This window comes from Bacteroides sp. QWL-09, assembly GCF_058683585.1.
In genome coordinates this window covers 2,051,100-2,075,420 of the sequence record NZ_CM178748.1, presented here as the reverse complement: position 1 = coordinate 2,075,420, position 24,321 = coordinate 2,051,100, and the positions used below count along the sequence as shown (strand labels likewise).

Genomic DNA, 24,321 nt, shown 5'->3' with positions numbered 1-24,321 from the left:
TTTTTGAAATTAAAAAGAAATCCGATAAGTTCCTATTCATTAGGTTTACTTATCGGATTTTATCTTATCTATTGATGGTGCTTATTGCATCTCAGTATACTTTATTTTATCCATATCTGTATAGTCAAGATTTTCACCGGCCATACCCCAGATAAACATGTAGTTGCTTGTACCTGCTGCAGCGTGGATAGACCATTCCGGCGACATAATCGCTTGTTCGTTGGCCATCCAAACTAAACGTTGTTCTTTAGGTTCGCCCATGAGGTGACAAACCATGTTGCCTTGTGGTACATTAAAATAGAAATAAGCTTCTACACGACGGCTATGAGTGTGTGCCGGCATGGTGTTCCATACACTACCTGGCTTTAATTCTGTTAATCCCATCTGAAGTTGGCATGGACCTTCTTTCAATACATTTTTGACAATGAGCTGATTGATGACGCGATCATTGCTTTCTTCCATTTTACCGGCCACGAATGAGTTTGCTTTTAGTGATCCCTTTCTACCGTCAATAGTCACAAGCTGTGTTTTATAAGCCTTGTGTGCCGGAGCTGAGTTAATATAGAACTTAGCCGGAGCATTTGAATCTTTGCTCTTGAAGGTTACTTTCTCATTACCTCTTCCTACATATAAAGCTTCGCGGAAGTTTAGCTCATATTCTTTTCCATCTACCGTTACTACGCCTGCACCTCCGACGTTGATCACTCCTAGCTCACGTGAGAAAAGGAAATATGGAGCTTTCAAAGGGTCGATGGTCTCTAAAACTAATTCTTTAGAAGTGGGCATTGCACCACCAAAAATAAGACGATCGTACATGGAATAAGTTAAGTTGATCTCATTAGGTGCCATGACTTTCTCCATGAGGAAGTTGCTGCGAAGGCGGTTGGTATCATAAGTCTTAACATCCATTGGGTTGCACGCAGTCTGCATGCTGTAGTTAACTTGCGCTGAAGCTGACAAGGCTGATAATCCCAAAGCTACTGCGAAAATAATTTTCTTCATATTTATCTGTTTTTATAATTATGCATTTTCTTTCATGATACGTCGGCGGTTATACCACATCATTCCTAAAGTAATAAGGATTAAGATGGCTGGGCCGATTATTTTTACATTATGGGTTAATTGGAAAATTCCCCAGCAAAATAAGCTTGAAGCAAAGTCGAGTGCTCCACCTTTAAATCCGGCTGGGATGTTAACGGTTGGATCTCCTGTTGCTGCATAAACATCTTTAGCTGCAGAAGTAAAGAACTCGGCTAGATTGGTTACGAAATACAATCCAACGATGAGGGCAATTAATCCGATGATGAATGATTTTAAGACATTACCTTTGGTAATTGGCAAAATCATCGGGAAAATGTAGAACATTCCGGCTAGTGAGGCCAATGGTAAGAATTGATTTCCTGGCAAAATAACCGCCAAGAATAGAGTGACCGGGATTAATAATAGGGAAACCACTAAGGTTGTTGGGTGTCCAATAACCAAAGCCGGACTCATACCGATATTTAGTCCCTTACCATTTTTATATTTTTTTGCAATGAGTTCACGAGTGGCATCTGAGATGGGACGTAGCCCCTCAATAAATAAACTTGTGATGCGAGGGATAAGTTCCATTACGGCTCCCATCTTGATTCCTAATCCTAGAATAGATGGAATGTTGCTCGCAACTTCCGATAACGTATTGCAAGCTAATGCTCCAATACCACAGCCGATCACAATACCTAAGAAGAGAGGCTCGCCTAACAAACCAAATTTGTTTTTCATGCCTTCTGCATCAATATATAGCTTGTTGAATCCTGGAATTTTATCCAGAGCTTTGTTGATGACTACAGCAAAGGGTACAAAACTTTGGCAAAATGGTTGTGGAATAGAGATTCCATCCATTTTATCATAAAACTTTTGAAAAGATGGTGCGGTAAGATCGGCCATAATCATGGTAATGATATAACAAATAATGGCACTAAAGAACCCCCAAAGAATACTACCAGAGGCGAAATAAACGATAGCCCCGATAAAGGCGAAATGCCAATAATTCCATAAGTCAATATTAACCGTACGGGTTGTTTTAGTCAAGAGCATTAATAAATTAACACCTAAACAGACTGGGATAATAAATGCACCAACTGAAGTGTTGTAGGCTACTGCTGCTGCCGAAGGCCAGCCCATGTCAAAAATTCCTAATTCAAGACCATATATGTCGACCATCTTACTTAATGCTGGTCCGAGGCTGCTGGTCAATAGAGCTGTAATAACCGATAAACCAACGAAGCCGACTCCGACTAATAATCCACTTTTTAGAGCTTTGCTGAATTTAATGCCAATAGAAACACCCAATATGGTGAAGATTACTGGCATCATAACTGCTGCTCCTAATCCGATAATGTACTTAAAGACTTGTTCCATTCTTGTTCCTTTGTTTTAATGATAAATGATTATGCTTTAGTTGTATAGTTTGGTTCGCTTTTTTATGCGTATCAAAAATACGATCTTTAAGGCGATGGTGCAATACAATTCTTTTGATTTGCACATAAGTGAAACTATTTTGGACGTTTTTGTACATTTTAAATAGGCAGAAAGCTGATAATGAGGTTTCGTCTATTTTAAATGTTTGTTTGTGAATGACAAATGTACGCTTATAACAGTTCGTTAACTGACCCAATTCTTCCGTTTAAGCAGTAATATCGTTCAGTCGTGTCTTTAATCTTTCTTTTAATCTATTTTGTGTCATTATAGTGAGATCTTCTGAATGGATTAGTCGACTTAAAATTGTTGTTCATCGATCCATTTTATGCAAATCATCGAAAAAGGTTATCTTTATAACTATTAATAATTGTATATTTGAAGAGTGAATTAAAATATAAAATAAAATTAAAAAATAATGAGATGATACAAAAAAGAAAATGTTCGCATCGGACGAGCTCTCCTAATAGATGTTTGGTTTCCGGTCTTTTTATCGTTACCGGAGGATTGCTCCTTGCCCGTAATTTTGGTTGGATCACTTCCGACTTGTTCAGTATTTTTGTCTCATGGCAGATGCTGTTGATTGTGCTAGGAACTTATGCGGTGCTAACGAGGCATTTCTTTTCAGGGTTAATCTTATTAATTATAGGTGTAGGGTTTATGTTGCCTAAGTTGGGGCTGGCATGGATGCCTCATAATCCGGGATCAACCATTATTTGGCCTTCTATCTTGATTATTATTGGTCTGCTGATCGTTTTACGACCGCGCAAAAAAACAATAAATAGATCTGATGTTGGTCAGTATGCCGATATTAAACAACAATGTCATTCTTCAAATGGAGTTCTGCGTTCAGATAATGTGTTCGGTGGTGTACACCATCTTATATTGGATGAGATCTTTAAAGGTGGCGTGATTCACAATACGTTTGGCGGCACTACTATCGATTTAAGACGCACTAAACTTGAAGCTGGTGAAACTTATATTGATGTGGATAATAATTGGGGAGGGATTGAACTTTATGTTCCTTCCGAATGGAATGTGGTGATTCGTTGCAATGCTTTTATGGGAGCATGTGAGGATAAACGTTGGAGAAAGGGCGCAGTGGATACGAATTGTTCATTAGTCATTCGTGGAAGTGTTTCTTTTGGTGGTATAGAAATAAAAGATTAAATAAAATAAGAAATAAGAAAACAAAATGGAACATCCTATTTGGGATTCTCTTTGGCGTAAAGTGATTACAATAGCTGGTGTCTTCATTGTAGCTTTTGTTCAAGCTCTTTTCCTCTGGGAATATACAGATGCTACATTTTCAGCTGCATTATTGGATGGCTTTTTGTCTATTTTATTATTTGCAACTCTGGCCTATTGGGCTTGGTATATTGTCAGCTTTATGGATACCTTTCAGGCACAAGTTATCGTTATGATCTTAGCTTTGTCTTTATGGAGTTTAGGTGGATTTGCTGTTCAGGATATGATCGTTCTGATTACGGATGAAGAATACATCTCGTTTGTTGATACCTTGCCTTTTCGATTGATCTTTGCTACACCAACTTGGTGTGGTGTCATGTTATGGTATCGAATACAATCAATGCAGTTATTGCTTGGTGTTGAAGGAGGAAGTACAAAAGAGGAAATTGATCATGAAGAGTCTCTAGTTGATTCACCTCATTTGGAAGAGCCTCTTGATCGGATCACGATAAAGAATGGGGCTAAGATCCATTTAGTTGCCATAAATGATGTGCGTTATATACAAGCATGTGGCGATTATGTTAACTTGGTGACAGCTGAAGGACAGTATCTAAAAGAGCAAACAATGAAATATTTTGAAGCACATTTGCCTCAAGCACTTTTTGTTCGTATTCATCGATCAACGATTGTAAATGTGACTCAAATATCAAGAGTCGAGCTATTTGGAAAAGATAATTATTGCTTGTTGTTGAAATCCGGAGATAAATTGAAAGTCAGTTTGTCTGGTTATAAACTGCTTCGTGAACGGTTAAATTTATAATAAAATAGAACTAGAAGGAATAAGTTAAAACGATTGATTTGTTTTAGCTTATTTCCTCTATTGATTAATAGTATAGTAAAGTTATAAAGCTTAAATATGAGTAAAACTTTTTTGTATAATGAGTTCTCATCCTTTTTGCACCAGTATTTTCCACATAAGGTACAAAAAATATCACTAAACGTGGGATTTACTTGTCCTAATCGTGACGGGACAAAAGGGCTTGGAGGCTGCACGTATTGTAATAATCAAACCTTTAATCCGGATTATTGTAAAACGGATAAAACGGTGCGCATGCAACTTGAGGAGGGAAAACAGTTCTTCTCCAGTAAGTATCCTGAAATGAAATATTTGGCTTATTTTCAAGCTTATACAAATACTTACGGCGAGTTAGATGAACTTAAACGAAAATATGAAGAAGCATTGTCAGTGGATGGGGTCGTTGGTTTGGTTATTGGAACGCGTCCGGATTGTATGTCGGACGAGCTGCTGAACTACCTCTCCGAACTCAATAAACGGACCTTTTTAATTGTTGAGTATGGAATTGAAAGTGCCAATGATGAAACTTTAAGACGGATTAACCGTGGGCATACCTTTGCAGAAACGGTTGATGCTGTTCGGAGAACATCGGCATGTGGTATTCTGACTGGCGGACATGTTATTTTGGGACTGCCCGGTGAGGAACGAGAGATGATTATTGAACAAGCTGGGTTGATTTCGGAATTACCTTTAACGACCCTTAAAATGCATCAATTGCAGCTCATAAAAGGAACCCGCATGGCTCATGAGTATGAGCAAAACCCTGGCGATTTTCATTTGTATACGGATGTCAATGAATATATTGATTTGGTGATTGATTATTTAGAACATTTAAGGCCTGATATCGTTATTGAACGGTTTGTTTCACAGTCCCCTAAGGATTTACTCATTGCACCGGACTGGGGATTGAAAAATCATGAAATAACAGCTCGCGTTCAAAAAAGAATGAAAGAAAGAGGCGCTTATCAAGGTAAGAACTATAAGGATTCGGAAAAAAACGTTATTTTTGCATCAAATAAATAGTTGATACAGTTTTTGTTGCTATGCCATAGCCTATAATGGTGTTTAATGAAAACGATATTATTATAGCGAACTTTATAAATGTTTTGAAGAATGAAACAGAAAACAATAATCAAGGGAAATGTCCACTATGTAGGGGTGAATGATCGTAATAAGCATCGTTTTGAAGGAATGTGGCCATTACCTTATGGAGTATCTTATAATTCATATTTGATAGACGATGAAATGGTAGCGTTGGTGGATACCGTTGATATTTGCTATTTTGAGATCTATCTTCAAAAAATTAAGCGTATTATAGGTGATCGCCCCGTTAATTATTTGATTATTAATCATATGGAGCCTGATCATTCCGGTTCTATTCGGTTGATTAAACAACATTATCCTGATATCGTGATCGTCGGAAATAAACAGACTTTTGGAATGATTGAAGGATATTATGGGGTAACAGGTGAACAATATTTGGTGAAAGATGGTGATTTCTTAGCCTTAGGACATCATAAGTTACGCTTTTATTTAACTCCGATGGTACATTGGCCGGAAACCATGATGACTTTTGATGAAACGGATGGTATCCTATTCTCGGGTGATGCTTTTGGCTGTTTTGGTACGTTAGAGGGAGGATTTGTGGATACACGCATCAATCTCGATAAATACTGGGATGAAATGGTACGCTATTATTCTAATATTGTGGGTAAATATGGCAGTCCTGTTCAGAAAGCATTACAAAAACTAGGAGCTTTATCGATCAAGGCTATTTGTACGACTCACGGTCCTGTATGGACAGAAAATATAGCTAAAGTGGTCTCGATTTATGATCGCTTGAGCCGCTATGAAGCAGAAGATGGAGTGGTTTTGGTTTATGGTAGTATGTATGGAAATACCGAACAAATGGCTGAAGCTATTGCTGCGGAACTTTCTGCCGAAGGGGTCAAAAATATTGTGATGCACAATGTAACAAAGAGTCACCCTTCGTATATTATTGCCGACATCTTTAAATATAAAGGATTGATTGTTGGAAGTCCAACTTATAGTAATCAGATTTATCCGGAAGTTGAATCGTTGTTGTCTAAGATCCTTCTTCGTGAAGTGAAAGGACGTTATTTGGGATACTTTGGTTCATATACTTGGTCGGGCGCTGCAGTGAAACGCATGGCTGAATTTGCTGAAAAAAGCAAGTTTGAGATTGTCGGCGATCCTGTAGAGATGAAACAAGCCATGACTGAGATCACGTATCAGCAATGTGAAAACTTGGCAAGAGCGATGGCTGAACGTTTGAATAAAAAATAGACAGACAAAACACAATTTATTAACAACATAAAAAAACTGAGTTATGAGACTTATAATTCAACCGGACTATCAGTCCGTATCTTTGTGGGCTGCACATTATGTAGCTGCTAAGATTAAAGCTGCAAACCCAACCCCCGAAAAACCTTTCGTATTAGGCTGTCCAACAGGATCTTCTCCTCTGGGTATGTATAAAGGTCTAATCGACTTAAATAAAAAAGGGATTGTTTCTTTTCAAAATGTAGTAACATTCAATATGGATGAATATGTAGGATTACCTAAAGAACATCCTGAAAGTTATTATTCATTTATGTGGAATAATTTCTTCGGCCATATTGATATTAAAGAAGAAAATACCAATCTATTGAACGGAAATGCTGCTGACTTAGATGCAGAGTGTGCACGTTATGAAGAGAAAATTAAATCTTATGGTGGTATCGATTTGTTCATGGGAGGAATTGGCCCGGATGGTCACATTGCTTTTAATGAACCGGGATCTTCTTTAAATTCTCGTACTCGTCAGAAAACATTAACAACCGATACTATCATTGCTAATTCTCGCTTTTTTGACAATGATATCAACAAAGTTCCTAAGACTGCTTTAACCGTTGGTGTAGGTACTGTCCTTTCTGCGAAAGAAGTGATGATTATTGTGAATGGCCATAATAAGGCTCGTGCTTTATACCATGCTGTAGAAGGTGCTATCACTCAGATGTGGACGATTAGCGCTTTGCAGACTCATGAAAAAGGTATTATTGTTTGTGATGACGCAGCAACGGCAGAGCTTAAAGTCGGAACTTATCGTTACTTTAAAGATATTGAAGCGGTCAATTTAGATCCGGCCTCTTTAATTAAATAAGATAGATGATCTGATCTTGATCATTTATTGATAAACATCGGTCAAATTCCATTTTTAGAATTATGGAGTTTGACCGATTTTTGTATTCGGCTGTTGGAACTTTGATCAATTTAGGCTTTATATCAGAGATGAATGATATAGTTTATTGGAATTTATAAAAAAAAATGTAATTTTGAACCCTTGACAAATACACTATTGTGCAATTCAAAATAGACTACACTTATGAACATGAAAAAAACAATTCTTGTTTTTCTAGGGATCATGTGCTTTTGTTTCAGTGGTAAAGCTCAACGGGTGGCGTTGAAAACTAATGCTTTAGGTTGGCTTACTGCTAGTCCTAATCTTGAGTCGGAATTTATTCTTAGTGATCACTTTTCTTTTAATATGGGGGTGATGGGGAATTATCTACATACTTCTAAACTCAAAACCTCTTTTATCCATTTCCAACCGGAAGTGCGGTATTGGTTCAGTCGCCCACAAGTTCGTCACTTTATTGGAGCATCGACCTTTATAACTGATTATAACTTCTTGATTAATGGTAAATACCACAAAGGGGACGCTTTTGCTGCAGGCTTAACTTATGGTTATTCCTGGATTTTAAATTCACATTGGAATATTGAAGCAACTGCCGGACTAGGGTTTTTGCGATATCGTCAGTTTAAATATGGTGTTGATGAGGCTAGACCTACTGAATTAAACGATAAGAAGTCTCTTTTTGCCCCGATAAAGTTGGGGGTTTCTGTGGTATACATCATTAAATAAAATGATGCTTTCTTCTTATAATTAAAAACAAAGAACAAAACGATCCATCATGATAAGGACTAAATTTTTTGTATTCTTATTGATGTTATGTTGTTCACTTCAGATGAGTGGGCAATCACGCATTCGAGTACAAGGTAAAATTACGAATTCAAAAGGTAGGGGCATCCCTGATGTGAATGTGTTTAAGGTATCGAACGATGAACGCTTAGATATGACCGATGGGGGTGGGAACTTTAGTATTTTGGTTGGTCGCTCGGAAACCCTAAAGTTTACTTGCATTGGCTATAAAGAGAAGAGTGTTAAGATAGAAGGGCAGCAGATTGTGAATACGTCTTTAGAGGAAGATGTGGTCCAATTGGATGAAGTGACCGTGGTCTCTGAAATTAAGAATAAGGTTATTCCTGAACCGACGGATATTGAAATTAAGGGTAACTATTTTCACTTAAAAACTCGTGTTCCTATTCCTAAAGAGATGTTTAATCCTCATCGTCGGCTCATCATACAACCGTCTATTTATGATGTGACATTGAAGAAAAGGTTGTTATTACGCCCCGTGGTCTATGATGGGGAATCTTATCACATTACTCAAAAGCGCATGTATGATTATGATTTAGATAAAGACCCCTTACATCCATACATCCAAGTGAAGGAAACAAGTCATCGGGAAAAGGATATTATCTCTTATCATGATTCGCTTTATATTGAGAATGTGAAGAACGATTATCGGGCCGATGTGAATGTTTCTCTTGAAAACTATCATAAGGTGGTTTATTGCGATTCTTTTGCAATAGCTCAAGGGACGGTGAATCCTCTTCGTATGCTAGAGTATAAATTTGACGCACTGCCGTTAGTTAATGAGCGGTACCTTCCAAAACCGATGATGCAGCTGATGGATACCAAAGGTGAAGTTAATCTAACCTTTTTAATTGGACGCGCCGAGCTGGATAAGAATAATCCCATGAATCAAGTTGAGATTGACCGATTGCAGCGTGAATTAAAGGCGGTTGAGACCAATACTGAGGCTAAGTTACAACAGTTTCGCATTACCGGTGTGGCCTCACCTGATGGTTCTAATGAATCGAACCAAAAGTTGGCTCAAAAACGTACGGATGCTGCCCTTGACCGGATCTTGTCTCAATTGAGTGCGGACACAAGAACTCACCTGAAAGTGAAGTCGGAGGCAGAGGTTGCACCTTGGAAGGCTGTTTCTGCATTGTTGCGTGCAGACGGATTGTTGGCTGAGGCTAATGAAATTGATGATGCGATTAAGCAGTACTCTAATAAGCCAATGAGGCTTTTCAATGTGATTCGCTCGAAAAAGTTTTATAAGTTAGTGGCTGAATCCTATTTGCCTAAATTGAGAAAGGTGCATTATGCTTATGAGTATTCTATCTTTCGACATCTGAATGATGAAGAGATTCAAGCTTTATATGCACAGAAGACAAAGGAGTTAACACGATTTGAATATTATCGGATGATTGCAATGACCACCGATGAAGGAGATAAGGAGAAACTCTGTCATGAAGCTCTGGCAAAATATGATAATTTTGTATATGCAGCCAACGAATTAGCGTTATTGAATATTCGTCAGAACAAACCCAACTCGAAGATCTTGAAACCCTATATCAACAAGAAAGCGCCTATTGAGGTTTTGGTCAATCAGACCATTACGCTTTTGAATGAAGGTAAATATCAAAAAGCCGATTCAGTACTCAGTCTGGCACCATGGGCAGTTGTTCCTGAAGAGATCTTTGCTTATACTCAAGCTTTTGCAGGTCACTATGAGGCCGCTTATCCGATCATTGCAAAAACGAATCCGATGAACGAGGTGATTATGCTTTTGGCCATGAAGAGAAACCAAGAGGCTTTTGAAAAAGCAAAGAGATTAAATACCGGATCGGCCAAGGAATATTACATTCGTGCCATAGCAGCTAATCGTTTAGAACTTCTTAATGAGGCTTTAATGAATATTGAGACGGCCTTAAAACTTGATCCGTCATTGTTGGAAACGGCCAAGATTGATGGTGATATTATTGATTTGCTTCCTGAAGATCAAAGAATTAAAAAATAAAAGCAGAGACTATGAAAAAGTTGATGACCTATATAAAACCAGCCGTTTGGGCATTGGTATTGTTAAGTTCTTTACCTTTGAGTGCCCAGCAATATGGTGCTTTGAAATATACTTTACAGAAACGTCCACAGAGTGAGAAGTTTGACTCATCCAAATGGTCCGACCACTTATTTGTCTCCGGAGGATTAGGTGGACACACCTTGTTGACCTCCGCGGGGGATGGATTGGGACTTTCGGCTCATGCTTTTGTCGGAACGTGGTTAACCCCTCTTCATGGTCTCCGTTTGGGCGGACAAGGGATGTTTTTACCCAATACGCTCTATGAAGGCTATCAGGTTAGAACGATGGGGGGGACTTTTGATTATCTATTGGATATCTCTTCGCTCACTTATAACTATAATTTTCAGCGTCGATTCAAGCTTTTGGGAGTGTTAGGTGCAGATGCCGGCTATTCGCGCGTGAAAGGTGATGAAGGTATGTACTGGGGCGGTCATATCGGTTTGCAGGCTGCTCTTAAAGTCTCCAATGCGGTGGATTTGTTTATCGAACCCCGTATGAGTTGGACTAATAAAGAGTTGGTTCAGAATGGGAATTGGCGTGGATACAATATGCTAGGATCGGTATTAGCGGGTGTGACCTATAATATGGTTCCTGATAAGGACCGTCAGTCAACCACTCCTTTTAAATCCGAATCGTTTACCGATCATTTGTTCTTGTCTTATTTTGGTGGAATCAATATACAAAAGTATGGTCGCCTTGAGCATGCTCTCGAACAGAGTGCCTTTCAGCTGGGATTAGGTGTGGGTAAATGGTTCACTCCTTCCTCTGCCGTGCGTCTGAGTGCTTTGGCCGGATATGGACAATCGCCTGTTCGTTCTCGTGAAGGTCATTTCAAGACGTTGCAATTTAGAGGGGATTATATCTTAAGTTTGGATCAAGCTTTTGCGGGTTATCGTGACGACCGGATCTTTACGTTGAATGCCATAGCCGGGTTTAATATGGCTATGACGCGTCAAGGACATCAAGCTATGCGTTATGCACCCGGTGTTGGTGTGGGACTGCAAAGCAACTTCCGTCTGGCTTCCGATTTGGCTTTATTCATTGAGCCTCGGATGAATGTCTTCTCGGATCATTATGCAGGTGGCCTCTCTTATCTGAATAAAGATGTGGTGCTTGAGTTGAATGCCGGTTTGACTTATCAAACTAGAGGACGTCAAGCTCGTCATACGGGAAAATCATTTTCTCAAAATCATCTATTCGATCAGTTGTTCATGACGACTGGTGCCGGAGCTCAATGGTTATTGAACCGGACGGCTCTTCAACATACCGGAACAATCGGTCCGTTATTGGGAGCTTCTATTGGTAAATGGCTGACTCCAACGTCGGGTGTTCGCTTGACGGGACAAGCCGGATATTTTGGAACGTATGGTGAGTATCGTACTCGTCATGCTTCAGTAACCGGTGGAGTGGATTATTTGTGGAATATGCGAAATAGTTTTGAAGGATATGATCCTGATCGTACCTTCGACTTGCTCTCAACAGTGGGAGTACAATTGTCGTACACCGGTAAAATGGAACATCATTGGCAACCGGGTGTTCGCTTCGGTATGCAAGGCGTTTGGAATATTGGGAAGCAAATCGGTTTATATCTTGAACCGCAAGTGAGCTTTTATGGCGACGGTTTTGCCCCAGGCAACTTAGGCTGGTTTAAAAAAGATGCCATGTTGTCGCTTCAGGCAGGGGTACATTACCGATTCTTACCTTACCAGAAAGGAGCTAACCGCCAACGGTTCGAACAAGACGACCGACGGATGTTTGTGTCGGCTGCTTATGGATTGGGCGGTCCGTTGGTCATCAATCGCGACTTCTTTAAAGCCCTTGGTCATGGCGCACAGATTAGTGTGGGACAGTGGTTCTCTCCTCTATCGGCTTGGCGCTTAAGTGGACGAGTGATGCGTGCCGAATACATAAACGACCGTTATATGCATTATGCCGGCTTGGAAGCCGATTATATGATGAGCCTGATGACTTTGGCGAATGGCTACCGACCGAAATTCGATATTGTGCCTTTTGTTGGGGTGAATGCCGGAGCATCGTACCGTAAGCAAGCGTTTGCTTTTGTTCCGGGAGTAAACGCCGGCGTGCAGTTGAAATATGGATTTAAATCAGTGGATCTATTTATTGAACCGCAAGTGGGACTTTATTCCGATCATTTGGATGGCATAACCAGCCATCGTACCGATCGGGTCTTTAACCTTTTGGCCGGGGTTTCTTATAAACCTCTTGGAAATTATACTTCTAGTCGCAAACGGGTAGATGGATTTAAGAAAACATGGACCGTCGCTTTGGGTGGAGGAGTCGGCTTGCAGAATGATGCATCGAGTCGTAACCAATTCTCATCACGCTATATGTTGACCGCTGAACGCCGTTTCTCTGCGTTGTCGGGCTTACGATTAGGCTACTCAAATACCAATTATCGCCGGGCGGATGGTGCCAACGGACGTTTGACGTTGAACGGGGTTCATGCCGATTACTTATTAGATCTGACGACTTTGTTGAATGGGTATTCGCCCGATCGTCGATTTACATTCTCTGGAATTGTGGGTAGTGGCGTCTTTTTCTCTTCCGATCAAAAGGCTAAAGCTGCGCTTGGACTCGATTTAGGAGTACAAGCCAAATGGCAATTCGCTAAACAGTTTGATCTGTTTGCTGAACCGATGGTGAATATTTACAACAGTAAAGCAGGGGGGATAGAACGTGCAAATTCCTCAGTTGCCGGTAATTTGACGTTTGGAATCGGTTATCGGTTTTGAGTCTTTACTCGATTAGAGTCCGGTTCTTTAGATAAAATCTTTTAGATGATATTCTTTGGGGCAGATTCTTTAGACGAGACTTTTATCGGACTTCAACAGGAAATGAAGTCTAAGCTCTATAGGAGGCCTAAGCAAAGTACCGGCGATTTCGCGGGCTTTGTTTAGGCCTCTTCTAAGTTTCCTTTTCCTTGGCGCACAATTTCAATCTCATCATTGAGGCATGAGACGATGGTTGACGGGGTGATTCCACCGATCCCGCCATCGATCACCAGAGAAACCAGTTCTCCGAACTTCTCGTCGATCAATTCCGGATCGGTGAGGTATTCCAAGTCTTCATGATCGGCGTGCGGAAGGGTAGAGGTCATGATAGGGGCATTGAGCAGACGCGCTATTTCTCGTATGATCGAGTGGTCCGGCATACGAATACCGACTTCCTTGCGGTTGCGGAAGATCTTAGGCAATTTAGTCGTTCCATTAAGAATGAAGGTGAACGGTCCCGGGAAGTTTCGCTTCATCAGTTTAAAGACTCCGTTGCTCACTTTAGCATAATCACTGATCGTGCTTAAGTCGTAACAAATGATCGAAAGGTTGTTCTTCTTCGGATCGATCGCTTTAATCTTACAGATTTTCTCGACGGCACGCTCTTTTAGAGCATGGCAACCGATGGCATACATCGTGTCGGTGGGATAGATGATCAATCCTCCTTCATTGAGGATATGGACGATTCTTTCCAAATCATCCCGACTGTTGTTCTGTTCGTATAGTTTTAGAAGCATATGGAATATGATTAAGAATGATTACTTTGTCTATAGAGTTGTTCTGTTTATATAAACAACTTGGTATGAGTTATGATTTTTATTTACTCGCTTTTTTTATTTACTCATTTTTATCCTGTCGTTTTTTACGCAGTTCTTCTGCGATGCGCCATTGAAGAGCGGCTTCGCCTTCTTTACCGGCTTTCAGCAACGCATCACCAAACAGCTCATGCGCCCCGGCATGTTCCGGTTTTAAAGTGGTTGCCTTATCGAAATCGGCTAAAGCGCCCTCGACTTCCCCCTGCTTTAAACGGAGTTTACCACGGTTGTAGACAGCTTTGAAACTCATGGGGCTGAGCTTGACGGCGCGACTGAAGCACTCTTCTGCTTCTGTTAGCCGCTGTTCGTTAAACAAAGTCACCCCTTTGCGTATCCAAGCTTCTAAGAAGTCGGGTGAGAGCTGAAGAGCTTTGTCGTAATTGGCCAAGGCTGCTCGGACATCATGGGCTTGAGTGATACAAGTATTGCCCATCAGTAGATATTCGTGAGCCAGCGTCTTGAGTTGATCCATCTGACGTCTCATCTCTTCCTTCAACCGTTTATTCTCATCCTGCAGAAGATTGATCCGTCCGAGTTTTCGTCGGATGAGTCGTTTGGCCACGGGCTTCTCAATATCGTATCTGGAGTGGATGGCTAGGAAAAACTGTTCCAAGCAGCTCTCCATATCTCCTTTGTCGAATGCTTTTGAAGCCGCAATATATTGCACGTCGGCTTGTGCTTGCTTGAGCGCTTTGTCGATCGCTATGCGATCGTTAAACCGCGTGGCGAAGTTGACAATCTCTTGCTTGATAAAGATGTCCGACCGGTTGATGGCTTTTTTCAATTGGATGCCTTCGAGCGAGGTGCAGCGGCTTAAAGCCACATAAGCTTGTCCCCCAGCAAAGACTCCCCCCGTAAAGTCGATCACTACGCGATTAAAGGTTAGCCCCTGACTTTTGTGGACTGTAATAGCCCAAGCGAGTCGTATGGGATATTGGGTAAAGGTACCCAAGACCTCCTCCTCAATCTCTTTTGTTTTTTCATTGTAACGGTAGCGGAGGTTACGCCAAGTCTCCGGTTTTACGTCGCACTCTTTTCCATCGTCGGTGATGACATAGAGGGTACCTTCTTCTTGGTCGATGCCGGCAATAACTCCGATGGTACCGTTTACCCAGCGACGTTCGAAGTCGTTCTTGATAAAAATAATTTGTGCCCCGATTTTGAGCACGAGTTCTTGAAGCGTCGGAAGACTGCTTTCAGGAAAATCACCGTCGACTGTTCCTTCAAAGTGAACCGGATCTCCGGGTAGTTCGGAGAGTTTCTTATCGTTGATAAAGTCGACCGTATCTCGACGAGTCGCCAACGTGATATAGAGTTCCTCTTCCGAAGCTTCGATCGACGTGCCATAGCGCGTGTTAAGCAATTGTAAGTCGGCCATCCCTGCCGTATTGGTGCGGATATGATCGAGCACGCTGACAAAGACCGGATCGTTTTGGCGGTAGACTTTCTGCAGTTCGATGGCTACAAGCTCGATCTGATGAAAGACTCTGGCTGAGAAGAAGAACGGCGTGGGGTACACCCGGTTTAGAATCTCTCTCTCATCGCTTTTGACGACGGGTTCCAACTGGAACACATCACCCACTAAAAGAATTTGTTTCCCACCGAACGGGTCGCGAAGGTTGTGCGAATAAACCCGTAGGATGCGGTCGATGGCATCAATCAAGTCGGCCCTAACCATCGAAATCTCGTCGATGATGATCAGCTCGACCTGTTCAAGGAGTTTACGGTGGGCCTTGGTGTATTTGAAGAAGTCGTGTATGCGCCCCTTTTGTAGGCTCAGATTCGGATCGTCGGGCAAGAGTGGATAGAACGGTAATTTGAAAAAGCTGTGCATGGTGCTTCCACCCGCATTGATGGCGGCGATCCCCGTAGGAGCAAGGACCACATGCTTCTTTTTGGTGTGCTGACAGATATATTTTAGGAAAGTGGACTTTCCCGTGCCGGCCTTACCGGTTAGGAACACCGACTGCCGGGTATACTCCACCAGATTCAAAGCATCTTGAAACGGCTTATTATCAATATCGATCTCTTTAATCTCCACTTCCTTAATATTTACCTCTTTAATATTTATCTTTTTAATCTCCAACTTTTTAATCTCGATCTCATGTAATCTCTACGCTAAACGTTTCGTTTAGATTAATCCTAAATGCAACATAGCTTTTTGAATGCCATCGTCATCGACGCTCGTTGTGATGTAATCGGCTGCTTCTTTGACTTCTGTTTGAGCCTGACCCATGGCTACGCCAATGCCGACATGACGGAGCATGCTGATGTCGTTTCCGCCATCACCAAAAGCGATGGTGTCTTCCAATGGGATATTCAGGTGACGAATCATTTCATCGATCCCTTTCTGTTTGTTATTTCCTTTCCCCGTCACATCGGTGAAAGCCGGATGCCAACGTCCGTATTCACAATAGGGCGTCTGAAGTTTGACTTCCTCTTCCTCTTCGTGTGTCACAAAGGGAGTGATCTGGAAGATTTCTTCCTTGAGGACTTCGTCGAATGTGGCCACCGGTGCCTCTTGTACGTGCAGAAAATCGTAAAAGATCTCTTTGACGAGTGCATTGGGCTGACAGATGGAGATATGATGTTCGGCCACAAAAAAGCTTGCGATCGATCTTTCCTGACAGAATTGTGCCATGGCCTTCACTTCGTGAGGCTTAATGGAACTTCTATAGACGACTTCATCGCCCACAAAGCAATAAGCCCCATTCATCGTGATATAACCGTCAATCAGTTGACGTTCCTGCAAGGCTGATATATTGTTGATGATGGCCTTAGGGCGTCCGGTAGCAATAAAGATTCGATGTCCGTTTTCTCTGGCCTTCTCTATGGCTGCAATGGTCGACTGCGGGATGGTATGGGTGTTAAAACTTACTAATGTTCCGTCAATATCGAAAAACAAGGCTTTGGTCATGTTTCTATTTCTTTGGTTTTGAATACAAAAGTACTATTTTTGCCGTAGATAACATAAAAAAAAGACCGGCTATGAAGTATAATTTCGACGAGATCATCGACCGACATCACACGGATTCTGTGAAATGGGATGCGCTAGAGGGACATTTCGGTGATAAGAACTTAATCTCAATGTGGGTGGCAGATATGGATTTTCGTACGCCTCCTTTTATCATAGAAGCGTTAAAGAAACGTTTGGTTCACGAGGTGTTGGGATACACCTTTGCTTGTGAGGACTGGAGCCCGTCGATTATCGATTGGTTGAGGAAACGACACGGTTGGACGATTGCGAAAGAACAGCTCACGTTTGTTCCGGGCATTGTTCGCGGGTTGGCTTTGGCGCTCCATACGTTTACACAAAAGAACGATAAGGTGATGGTGATGTCGCCGGTGTATCATCCATTCTTCTTAGTTTCTCAACGAACCGGGCGACAGGTGGTCTATCACTCTCTTCAATTAGTCGACGGTCAGTATCACATCGACTTCGACCAGTTTGAGAAAGATGTGGAGGGGTGTAAGGCCTTGATCTTAAGTAATCCTCATAATCCCGGTGGAAGAGTGTGGAGTGTTGAGGAGTTGCAACAGATGGCTGAGATCTGTCACCGGAGTGGGACTCTCGTGATCTCTGATGAGATTCATGCCGATCTGACATTACCGCCTTACGAGCATCATCCGTTTAGTACGGTCTCCGATTTGGCACGGAACAACTGCTTGATCTTTATGTCGCCTAGTAAGGCGTTTAATATGGCAGGGTTGGCCAGTTCGTATGCCGTGATCGAAAATGAGGAGCTTAATCGTCAGTTTAAGACCTTCATGGAGTCCGGGGAGTTCTCCGAAGGACATTTGTTTGCTTACCTGAGTGTCGCTGCAGCTTATAGACAAGGTGAGGAGTGGCTCGACCAACTGGTGACTTACATTCAAGAGAATATTGATTTTACAGAAGCTTTTCTTCAAAAGTATCTTCCGCAGATTTGCATGATTCGTCCTCAGGCTTCATTTTTAATTTTCTTGGATTGCCGACAGTTGGGCTTGAGCCAAGATGAATTGAAGACTTTGTTTGTCGAAAAAGCCCGATTGGCACTCAATAGCGGAACGACTTTCGGTCGCGAAGGGGAAGGCTTTATGCGATTGAATATCGGTTGTCCACGCTCGCTACTCGAGAAGTCGCTGAATCAGCTGCGTGAGGCTTTATTGGACTAACGCATTCGAGATAAAACTCTTTCTCTTTTTCTTTTTAGAACGGATTTAAGCAGGTCGGACTATCTTATTAACCGTTGGCTTGACCCAATTTGTTGCTCTCAAAGTTCGATTAATTGCTACATTCATATCTCTTGTTGAGCCCTCGAACGAGGGCCGAAGAGCCCACGTTCGAGGGCTGATGGGTTTTCGTTCGAAGGCTGAAGAGCCCACGTTCGAGGGCTCAACTGCTGAGTGTGGGCTGACAACTAATGAACGTAAGCTGACGATTGACGAACGTAGGCTGACGACTAACCGGACGTTAAAAATAATCCCCCACTGTTTCTAAATAATTCAAGAAACGGTGGGGGTCAGTTTACAAACGATCTGTTTTAGATGAGGCCTAGGATCTCATCGGCAGAGTCGATGATGTGGTCGGCCTTTTTCTCTTCCAATTCAGCTCTCGGTCGGAAGCCCCAAGTGACCCCGCACGATTCAACCCCTGCGTTTGAGGCGGTTTCCATATCTACACCGGAGTCGCCGACATATAAGACTTCGCTCTTGTCGACCAGCGCGACTTTGAGGATGTCGTTTACAATGGCGGGATCGGGCTTAACCGGTATGCCGTCGCGCTGACCGAGAACGGCAATGAAACGGATGCCCGGAAAGTAAGCCGATACGAGTTTTTCGGTGGCTGCTTGATACTTGTTTGAGGCTACTGCCAGCTTGATGTCTTGGCTTTGCAACTCTTTCAACACTTCTAGCGTATGGGCATATGGTGAACTCTCGTCGGCATTATGGAGATCGTAGTACGCGATAAAACGTTCTCTCATTCGTGCGATGTTTTCGGGCGTCTTCTGACCTTCGGGTAGGGCGCGTTCGAAAAGTTTGTTGATGCCATTGCCCACCATGAATTTATACGCATGACTGTCGTGAGTGGGATATCCTAGTTCTTTAAGAGCGTGATTGGTACTTTGAGCCAGGTCGGCTATGGTGTTCAATAGGGTGCCGTCTAAATCGAAAATAACAAGTTTCTTCATTGTTTGTTGCTATACATTATGTTATTAAAAGGGGGGGAGTTTGTAAGAGTAAACTCCCCGGAATGATGCAGAATGTTCATTCTGTAAATCGTCTGCAAATTTACGAAAACAAAGTGTTTTGTGCTTTTCTTTGCACACTTTTCGCGATTTTATGCAAAAAGTTCCTATATTTGCACAAATTTTAACGATTAAATAATATGAGTTACAACTTGTTGAAAGGAAAAAGAGGTATCATCTTCGGTGCATTAAATGATCAGTCTATTGCTTGGAAAGTAGCTGAACGTGCAGTTGAAGAGGGCGCAACAATTACATTGTCGAACACTGCAATGGCGATTCGTATGGGCGAAGTTAATGCTTTGGCCGAAAAGCTGAATTGTGAAGTGATTCCTGCCGATGCCACTAATATTGAAGAGTTGTCGAATGTATTCAAAAGCTCGATGGAGATACTAGGTGGACAGATTGATTTCGTGTTGCATTCAATCGGTATGTCGCCTAACGTACGTAAGAAACGTACCTATGATGATTTGGATTATGGAATGTTGGATAAGACGTTAGACATCTCAGCCGTTTCGTTCCATAAAATGATTCAAGCCGCAAAGAAGCAGAATGCTATTGCAGAGAATGGTTCGATTGTGGCCTTAAGTTATGTGGCTGCACAGCGTACATTCTACGGTTATAACGATATGGCAGATGCTAAAGCATTGTTGGAATCTATTGCACGCAGCTTTGGTTATATCTATGGTCGCGAGCATGGCGTTCGTGTGAATACAATCTCTCAATCACCAACCTTTACAACAGCCGGATCGGGTGTGAAAGGTATGGATAAGTTGTTTGACTTTTCTAATCGCATGTCACCTCTAGGTAATGCTAGTGCGGACGAATGTGCCGATTATTGTATTGTCATGTTCTCTGATTTGACTCGTAAGGTAACCATGCAGAACTTGTTCCACGATGGTGGATTCTCAAGTGTGGGAATGAGTTTGCGTGCAATGGCAACTTACGAAAAGGGACTTGATGAGTATAAGGACGAAGAAGGACACATCATTTACGGTTAAGTCGATGAAAAAAAAGCAGATCTCTTTTTTCCTTTTATTCCTATGGTTGGTGCTAGGGGCGTGCCAGATGAGTACGAACCGATCGACCGGGAAGGAAGAAAAACAGATTTCTGTTTTTCGATATGATAAGCTGTTGAGCGAATATGTTCGCTCCAACAGCTTTTCTGCTATGCAGAAGCTTAATATGGACCACCGCCGGGCAACAAAGCTTCTGATTGAAGATGTCTTGGCCATAGGAACCGTGGAGGAGGATACGATCTCTCAGAAACTGAAACAGTTCTACTCTGATACAACGCTATTGCGGCTTATTGACGATGTCGAATTAAAGTTTGCCGACTTGTCAGATGTGGAGGACGGACTGAATAAAGGGTTTAAGAGATTACGTAAAGAATTGCCTTCGATCGAGATTCCTTATATCTATACTCAAATCTCGGCATTTAATGAGTCGATTGTAGTGGTCGATACGTTGCTTGGGATTAGTTTGGATAAGTATATGGGCGAAGACTATCCGCTTTATAAACGATTTTATTACGACTACCAATGTCAGTCGATGCGTCCCGATCGGATTGTCCCCGATTGTTTTGTGTATTACCTCTTGAACTTATATGCTTTTGACTATCAGGAAGGAACGAGTCTGATTGATTTGATGTTGCATTATGGTAAGATTCATTATGTGGTTCAGAAGATTCTTGGCTATAAGGATATCGGACAAGCTATGGGGTATTCTGTAGCCGAAAATAAATGGTGTCAGGGTAATGAAAAGAAGATCTGGGACTATATTTGTGATCATGGACATTTGTATGCGCGCGATCCGATGATTCTTCGGCAGTACATGAAACTGTCTCCCTCTTCCGAGTTGTTTGGACAGTCGGCTCCGGTTTTGGTCGGCACGTGGATTGGTGCGCAAATCGTGACCTCTTATATGAAAAAACATAAAGAAATTAAATTAAAAGATTTACTCGAGACGACCGATTATCATCGATTGTTTGAGGAATCAGGCTATATATGGAATGAAGGGTAACGTCTATTTACCCTTTTTTTGAATAACAGATATGATGGAAACTGCTCTATATTTACTTCCGGTGACTTTGGGTGATACGCCGATTGAAAAGGTGTTACCTCTGTATAATACAGATATTATTCGTGGAATTCGCCATTTTATTGTGGAAGATGTGCGCTCTGCACGACGATTCTTAAAGAAAGTCGACCGTGAGATTGATATTGACGGGTTGACGTTTTATGCTTTAAATAAACATACTTCTCCGAATGATATTGCTGGTTTTCTTGAACCTTTAATGGCGGGGCACTCTATGGGAGTAATTTCCGAAGCCGGTTGTCCGGCAGTGGCCGACCCGGGAGCTGATGTTGTTGCGATCGCTCAACGCAAGAATCTGAAGGTGATCCCTCTTGTCGGTCCTTCTTCTATCATTCTTTCTGTTATGGGATCCGGCTTTAATGGTCAGAGCTTTGCCTTTCATGGCTATCTACCTATTGAGTCGGGTGAACGTGCTAAGAAATTGAAGGCTTTAGAGCAGCGGGTGTACAATGAAGATCAAACTCAGCTTTTTATTGAAACCCCTTATCGCAACCATAAGATGATTGAAGAGATCTTGCAAGCTTGTCGCCCTCAGACTAAACTTTGTATTGCTGCTAATATCACTTGTGAAGGGGAGTTTATCAAAACACGTACCATCAAAGAATGGAAAGGCCATATTCCCGACTTATCTAAAGTGCCTTGTATTTTCCTTTTGTATAAATAACGGTCTTGATGTGCTCGTATTCTTCTTCGAAGAAACGGCTGAAATAATTTTTCCCGATGTTTTCTTCTATTTGATGAAAACACCATAGTTTGCAGTTCTTGAAAAAGGGGTGACTCGTGGTGATCTCGTTTTCTATGTGAACGAAGAAAAGATAGACCAATCGGTTGACTTCTTCATCTTTGAGATGGTAGAGGATATTAAACTCCGGTTGTACTTCTGAGGATGTGTTGGGGAAAGCTTCATGCAACAAGCGAGCCACTCCATCGGAAAGTGACTCTCCATAATGCAGATTGTATTCCATAGGAATGTCTGTCTTCCCAAAATCACATGGATGTTCTGACGACCGTTCACACAGATAGATCATCTCATCGGTATAGGGGATGATTCTTATGATCGGATGAATATAGTCGTTCGATGTTGAAGGGACTTCTGTAGCCAAGCGTTTTCCAATCACACTACCATGCGTATCGACAATCGGAACATATTCCCTTGGAACCATAATTTTATTAAACCACCAGATGAGGCTCTGGTTGAGTAAGATAATTAGGGTAAATATAACACTTGGTATGATTTGATACAAGATGGTTTGAATAGTGGAGGGAATCTCCGTCAGAAAGAGTAATAAGCCAATTGTCGACAACAGATGAAAGCCTCCTAATAGTAAGGTGATCTTGACCGATACAAGCGTCGCTTCAAAACTCCTAGAAAGTAGGGCTTTGTCTTTCGTGCAGAACTTCTTCAGTAAATTCTTTATTAATCGTTTTTGTGGGATATAAACGATGAATAAGAGGGATAGAATGCTAATCTCTAGGGTGATTGGCAATATCTCCGGAGGAATATGTCCATCCGGGATCAGAGTCGACAAACTGCATAAGAGGAGTATACCTGTTGATAAATAGAGTATAAAACTAAGGACACGGCTTGAAGCACTCTTTAATGAGAATAAACTCCATATCACACCTATACTTGTACCGATATAAATCGCAGTTTCTTGCGTCAAGATGGAGCACAAGAATAGTGAAATAACAATAGGAATAAATCCTAATGAGATATTGAATGTCGAGGGGAGCGGCTTTTTATCTTTCATTCTTTTCTGATCAATGTTGCTTAAAGTCTCTTTTTTCGTTGGGAGTTTTCTCTTAATGCCTATTTTGGCCTGCTTTTTAACAGATAACGTTTCTTATTATCGGGTAAAAGAGCAGACCAATTTTATAAAGGGTGTCGAGTGAAAACTCAATAGACTTTAATAAAGAACAAAAGAAATCTTCTTTTTGTTTTTCCAATTACAAATGCTTTTCGGCGTGATAAGAAGAGCGGACTAACGGTGCGCTTTCTACCACTGCAAATCCTTTAGATAATCCAATCTCTTGATAGGCTTTGAATTGATCGGGATGGATGTATTCTGCCACGGGATAGTGCCGATGACTTGGTTGTAAATACTGTCCGATGGTTAAGATCTGACATCCGTTGGCTTTTAGATCGTCCATTAGGATCTCGACCTCTTCCGGGGTTTCACCTAACCCAACCATGATTCCGCTTTTAGTTCGGACACCATGTTCCGAAAGGTGAGCGATCACCTGCAAACTCGTGTCATAATTGGCGGCACTGCGTACTAACGGACTGATTCGGCGAACGGTTTCCATGTTGTGTGAAATGATATTCGGAGCAGCTTCGATGACTAGGTCTAGGCATTCTTTGCGACCTTGAAAGTCCGGTATGAGGACTTCAATCGTGGTGTCTGGGTTTTGGCGTTTAATTTCAGAAATTGTATTGGCCCAGTGTGAGGCTCCGAGATCGGGAAGATCATCACGGTCGACAGAGGTGATGACGGCGTGACTGAGCTTCATCAAAGCAATCGATTGAGCCACATGTTCCGGTTCGGCAAGGTCAAGAGCTTGCGGACGCCCGCTTTTGGTGTTGCAGAACTTACAACTTCGGGTACAGATATCTCCGCCGATCATAAAGGTTGCTGTTCCTTTTCCCCAACATTCGCCCATATTCGGGCAGCGTCCGCTGCTACAGATGGTATGAAGACAGTGTGAGTCGACAATGCGTTTGGTGTCGGTGTATCTTTCGTTGGCTCCAATACTGATTTTGAGCCATTCGGGTTTGCGTACTCTCATAATAATAGATGATTAAGGTGTGTAAATAGGGAGGAACAGTTGTTCCTC

20 protein-coding genes are annotated in these 24,321 nt (G+C 41.8%); 12 read left to right on the top strand and 8 right to left on the bottom strand.

What is annotated here, in order from left to right; genetic code table 11:
* Nucleotides 1–81 precede the first annotated feature (81 nt).
* Both kduI and AC4PG5_RS08090 read right to left on the bottom strand, forming a co-directional pair.
* Nucleotides 82–1,002: a 5-dehydro-4-deoxy-D-glucuronate isomerase gene (gene kduI, locus AC4PG5_RS08095; RefSeq protein WP_492028432.1), complete on the bottom strand. Its 921-nt coding sequence runs from the start codon at nucleotides 1,000–1,002 to the stop codon at nucleotides 82–84.
* A gap of 18 nt (nucleotides 1,003–1,020) precedes the next feature.
* Nucleotides 1,021–2,400 carry a PTS galactitol transporter subunit IIC gene (locus AC4PG5_RS08090; protein ID WP_492028431.1) on the bottom strand — a complete coding sequence of 460 codons (1,380 nt, stop codon included), beginning with the start codon at nucleotides 2,398–2,400 and terminating at the stop codon, nucleotides 1,021–1,023.
* A 480-nt stretch (nucleotides 2,401–2,880) separates the two neighbouring features.
* Between AC4PG5_RS08090 and AC4PG5_RS08085 the strand changes: the two genes are divergently transcribed.
* From AC4PG5_RS08085 to AC4PG5_RS08050, 8 genes are all read left to right on the top strand, one after another.
* Nucleotides 2,881–3,627 carry a LiaF transmembrane domain-containing protein gene (locus tag AC4PG5_RS08085; protein WP_492028430.1) on the top strand — a complete coding sequence of 249 codons (747 nt, stop codon included), beginning with the start codon at nucleotides 2,881–2,883 and terminating at the stop codon, nucleotides 3,625–3,627.
* Between the two features lie 25 nt (nucleotides 3,628–3,652).
* Nucleotides 3,653–4,465: a LytTR family DNA-binding domain-containing protein gene (locus AC4PG5_RS08080; protein ID WP_492028429.1), complete on the top strand. Its 813-nt coding sequence runs from the start codon at nucleotides 3,653–3,655 to the stop codon at nucleotides 4,463–4,465.
* Between the two features lie 96 nt (nucleotides 4,466–4,561).
* Nucleotides 4,562–5,524: a tRNA modification radical SAM protein MnmL/YtqA gene (gene mnmL / locus AC4PG5_RS08075; RefSeq protein ID WP_492028428.1), complete on the top strand. Its 963-nt coding sequence runs from the start codon at nucleotides 4,562–4,564 to the stop codon at nucleotides 5,522–5,524.
* 90 nt (nucleotides 5,525–5,614) lie between these two features.
* Nucleotides 5,615–6,808 carry an FprA family A-type flavoprotein gene (locus tag AC4PG5_RS08070; protein WP_492028427.1) on the top strand — a complete coding sequence of 398 codons (1,194 nt, stop codon included), beginning with the start codon at nucleotides 5,615–5,617 and terminating at the stop codon, nucleotides 6,806–6,808.
* 43 nt (nucleotides 6,809–6,851) lie between these two features.
* Nucleotides 6,852–7,664, top strand: a complete 813-nt coding sequence (gene nagB, locus AC4PG5_RS08065; protein ID WP_492028426.1) for a glucosamine-6-phosphate deaminase — start codon at nucleotides 6,852–6,854, stop codon at nucleotides 7,662–7,664.
* 228 nt (nucleotides 7,665–7,892) lie between these two features.
* Nucleotides 7,893–8,426, top strand: coding sequence for a DUF3575 domain-containing protein (locus AC4PG5_RS08060; protein WP_492028425.1), 534 nt, complete (start codon nucleotides 7,893–7,895; stop codon nucleotides 8,424–8,426).
* Nucleotides 8,427–8,475: 49 nt separating this feature from the next.
* Entirely contained in the window at nucleotides 8,476–10,497 is a 2,022-nt protein-coding gene (locus AC4PG5_RS08055) for a carboxypeptidase-like regulatory domain-containing protein (protein ID WP_492028424.1), read from the top strand.
* An 11-nt stretch (nucleotides 10,498–10,508) separates the two neighbouring features.
* Nucleotides 10,509–13,310 (top strand): hypothetical protein, encoded by a 2,802-nt coding sequence (locus tag AC4PG5_RS08050; protein WP_492028423.1) that lies wholly within the window; start codon nucleotides 10,509–10,511, stop codon nucleotides 13,308–13,310.
* A gap of 161 nt (nucleotides 13,311–13,471) precedes the next feature.
* On the opposite strand, the gene AC4PG5_RS08045 is transcribed toward AC4PG5_RS08050, so the two are convergent.
* The 3 genes from AC4PG5_RS08045 to AC4PG5_RS08035 all read right to left on the bottom strand — a co-directional run bounded on the left by AC4PG5_RS08045 (nucleotide 13,472) and on the right by AC4PG5_RS08035 (nucleotide 17,081).
* Nucleotides 13,472–14,086 carry an L-threonylcarbamoyladenylate synthase gene (locus AC4PG5_RS08045; protein ID WP_492028422.1) on the bottom strand — a complete coding sequence of 205 codons (615 nt, stop codon included), beginning with the start codon at nucleotides 14,084–14,086 and terminating at the stop codon, nucleotides 13,472–13,474.
* Between the two features lie 100 nt (nucleotides 14,087–14,186).
* On the bottom strand, nucleotides 14,187–16,190 hold the full coding sequence (locus AC4PG5_RS08040) for a tetratricopeptide repeat protein (RefSeq protein ID WP_492030719.1): 2,004 nt from the start codon (nucleotides 16,188–16,190) through the stop codon (nucleotides 14,187–14,189).
* Between the two features lie 105 nt (nucleotides 16,191–16,295).
* Entirely contained in the window at nucleotides 16,296–17,081 is a 786-nt protein-coding gene (locus tag AC4PG5_RS08035; RefSeq protein WP_492028421.1) for a Cof-type HAD-IIB family hydrolase, read from the bottom strand.
* 71 nt (nucleotides 17,082–17,152) lie between these two features.
* On the opposite strand from AC4PG5_RS08035, the gene AC4PG5_RS08030 reads away from it, so the two are divergent.
* On the top strand, nucleotides 17,153–18,319 hold the full coding sequence (locus AC4PG5_RS08030; RefSeq protein ID WP_492028420.1) for a MalY/PatB family protein: 1,167 nt from the start codon (nucleotides 17,153–17,155) through the stop codon (nucleotides 18,317–18,319).
* Nucleotides 18,320–18,687: 368 nt separating this feature from the next.
* Here the strand turns inward: AC4PG5_RS08030 and AC4PG5_RS08025 are convergent, their stop codons facing one another.
* Nucleotides 18,688–19,335, bottom strand: a complete 648-nt coding sequence (locus AC4PG5_RS08025) for an HAD family hydrolase (protein WP_492028419.1) — start codon at nucleotides 19,333–19,335, stop codon at nucleotides 18,688–18,690.
* Nucleotides 19,336–19,532: 197 nt separating this feature from the next.
* Here AC4PG5_RS08025 and AC4PG5_RS08020 point away from each other — a divergent pair, with 197 nt between their 5' ends.
* From AC4PG5_RS08020 to AC4PG5_RS08010, 3 genes are read left to right on the top strand one after another with little or no spacing between them, the layout of a single operon-like run.
* The gene (locus AC4PG5_RS08020) at nucleotides 19,533–20,390 is read left to right on the top strand and encodes an enoyl-ACP reductase FabI (protein WP_492028418.1); all 858 of its coding nucleotides are present in this window, start codon (nucleotides 19,533–19,535) and stop codon (nucleotides 20,388–20,390) included.
* Between the two features lie 4 nt (nucleotides 20,391–20,394).
* Nucleotides 20,395–21,411 carry a gliding motility protein GldB-related protein gene (locus AC4PG5_RS08015; protein ID WP_492028417.1) on the top strand — a complete coding sequence of 339 codons (1,017 nt, stop codon included), beginning with the start codon at nucleotides 20,395–20,397 and terminating at the stop codon, nucleotides 21,409–21,411.
* Nucleotides 21,412–21,445: 34 nt separating this feature from the next.
* Complete coding sequence (locus AC4PG5_RS08010; protein ID WP_492030718.1) at nucleotides 21,446–22,150, top strand: SAM-dependent methyltransferase; 705 nt, start codon at nucleotides 21,446–21,448, stop codon at nucleotides 22,148–22,150.
* Here the strand turns inward: AC4PG5_RS08010 and AC4PG5_RS08005 are convergent.
* The gene (locus AC4PG5_RS08005) at nucleotides 22,116–23,237 is read right to left on the bottom strand and encodes a hypothetical protein (protein ID WP_492028416.1); all 1,122 of its coding nucleotides are present in this window, start codon (nucleotides 23,235–23,237) and stop codon (nucleotides 22,116–22,118) included. The two genes, AC4PG5_RS08010 and AC4PG5_RS08005, sit on opposite strands and share 35 nt — an antisense overlap.
* Before the next feature lie 196 nt (nucleotides 23,238–23,433).
* Complete coding sequence (lipA, locus tag AC4PG5_RS08000) at nucleotides 23,434–24,279, bottom strand: lipoyl synthase (RefSeq protein ID WP_492030717.1); 846 nt, start codon at nucleotides 24,277–24,279, stop codon at nucleotides 23,434–23,436.
* Nucleotides 24,280–24,321: the final 42 nt, after the last annotated feature.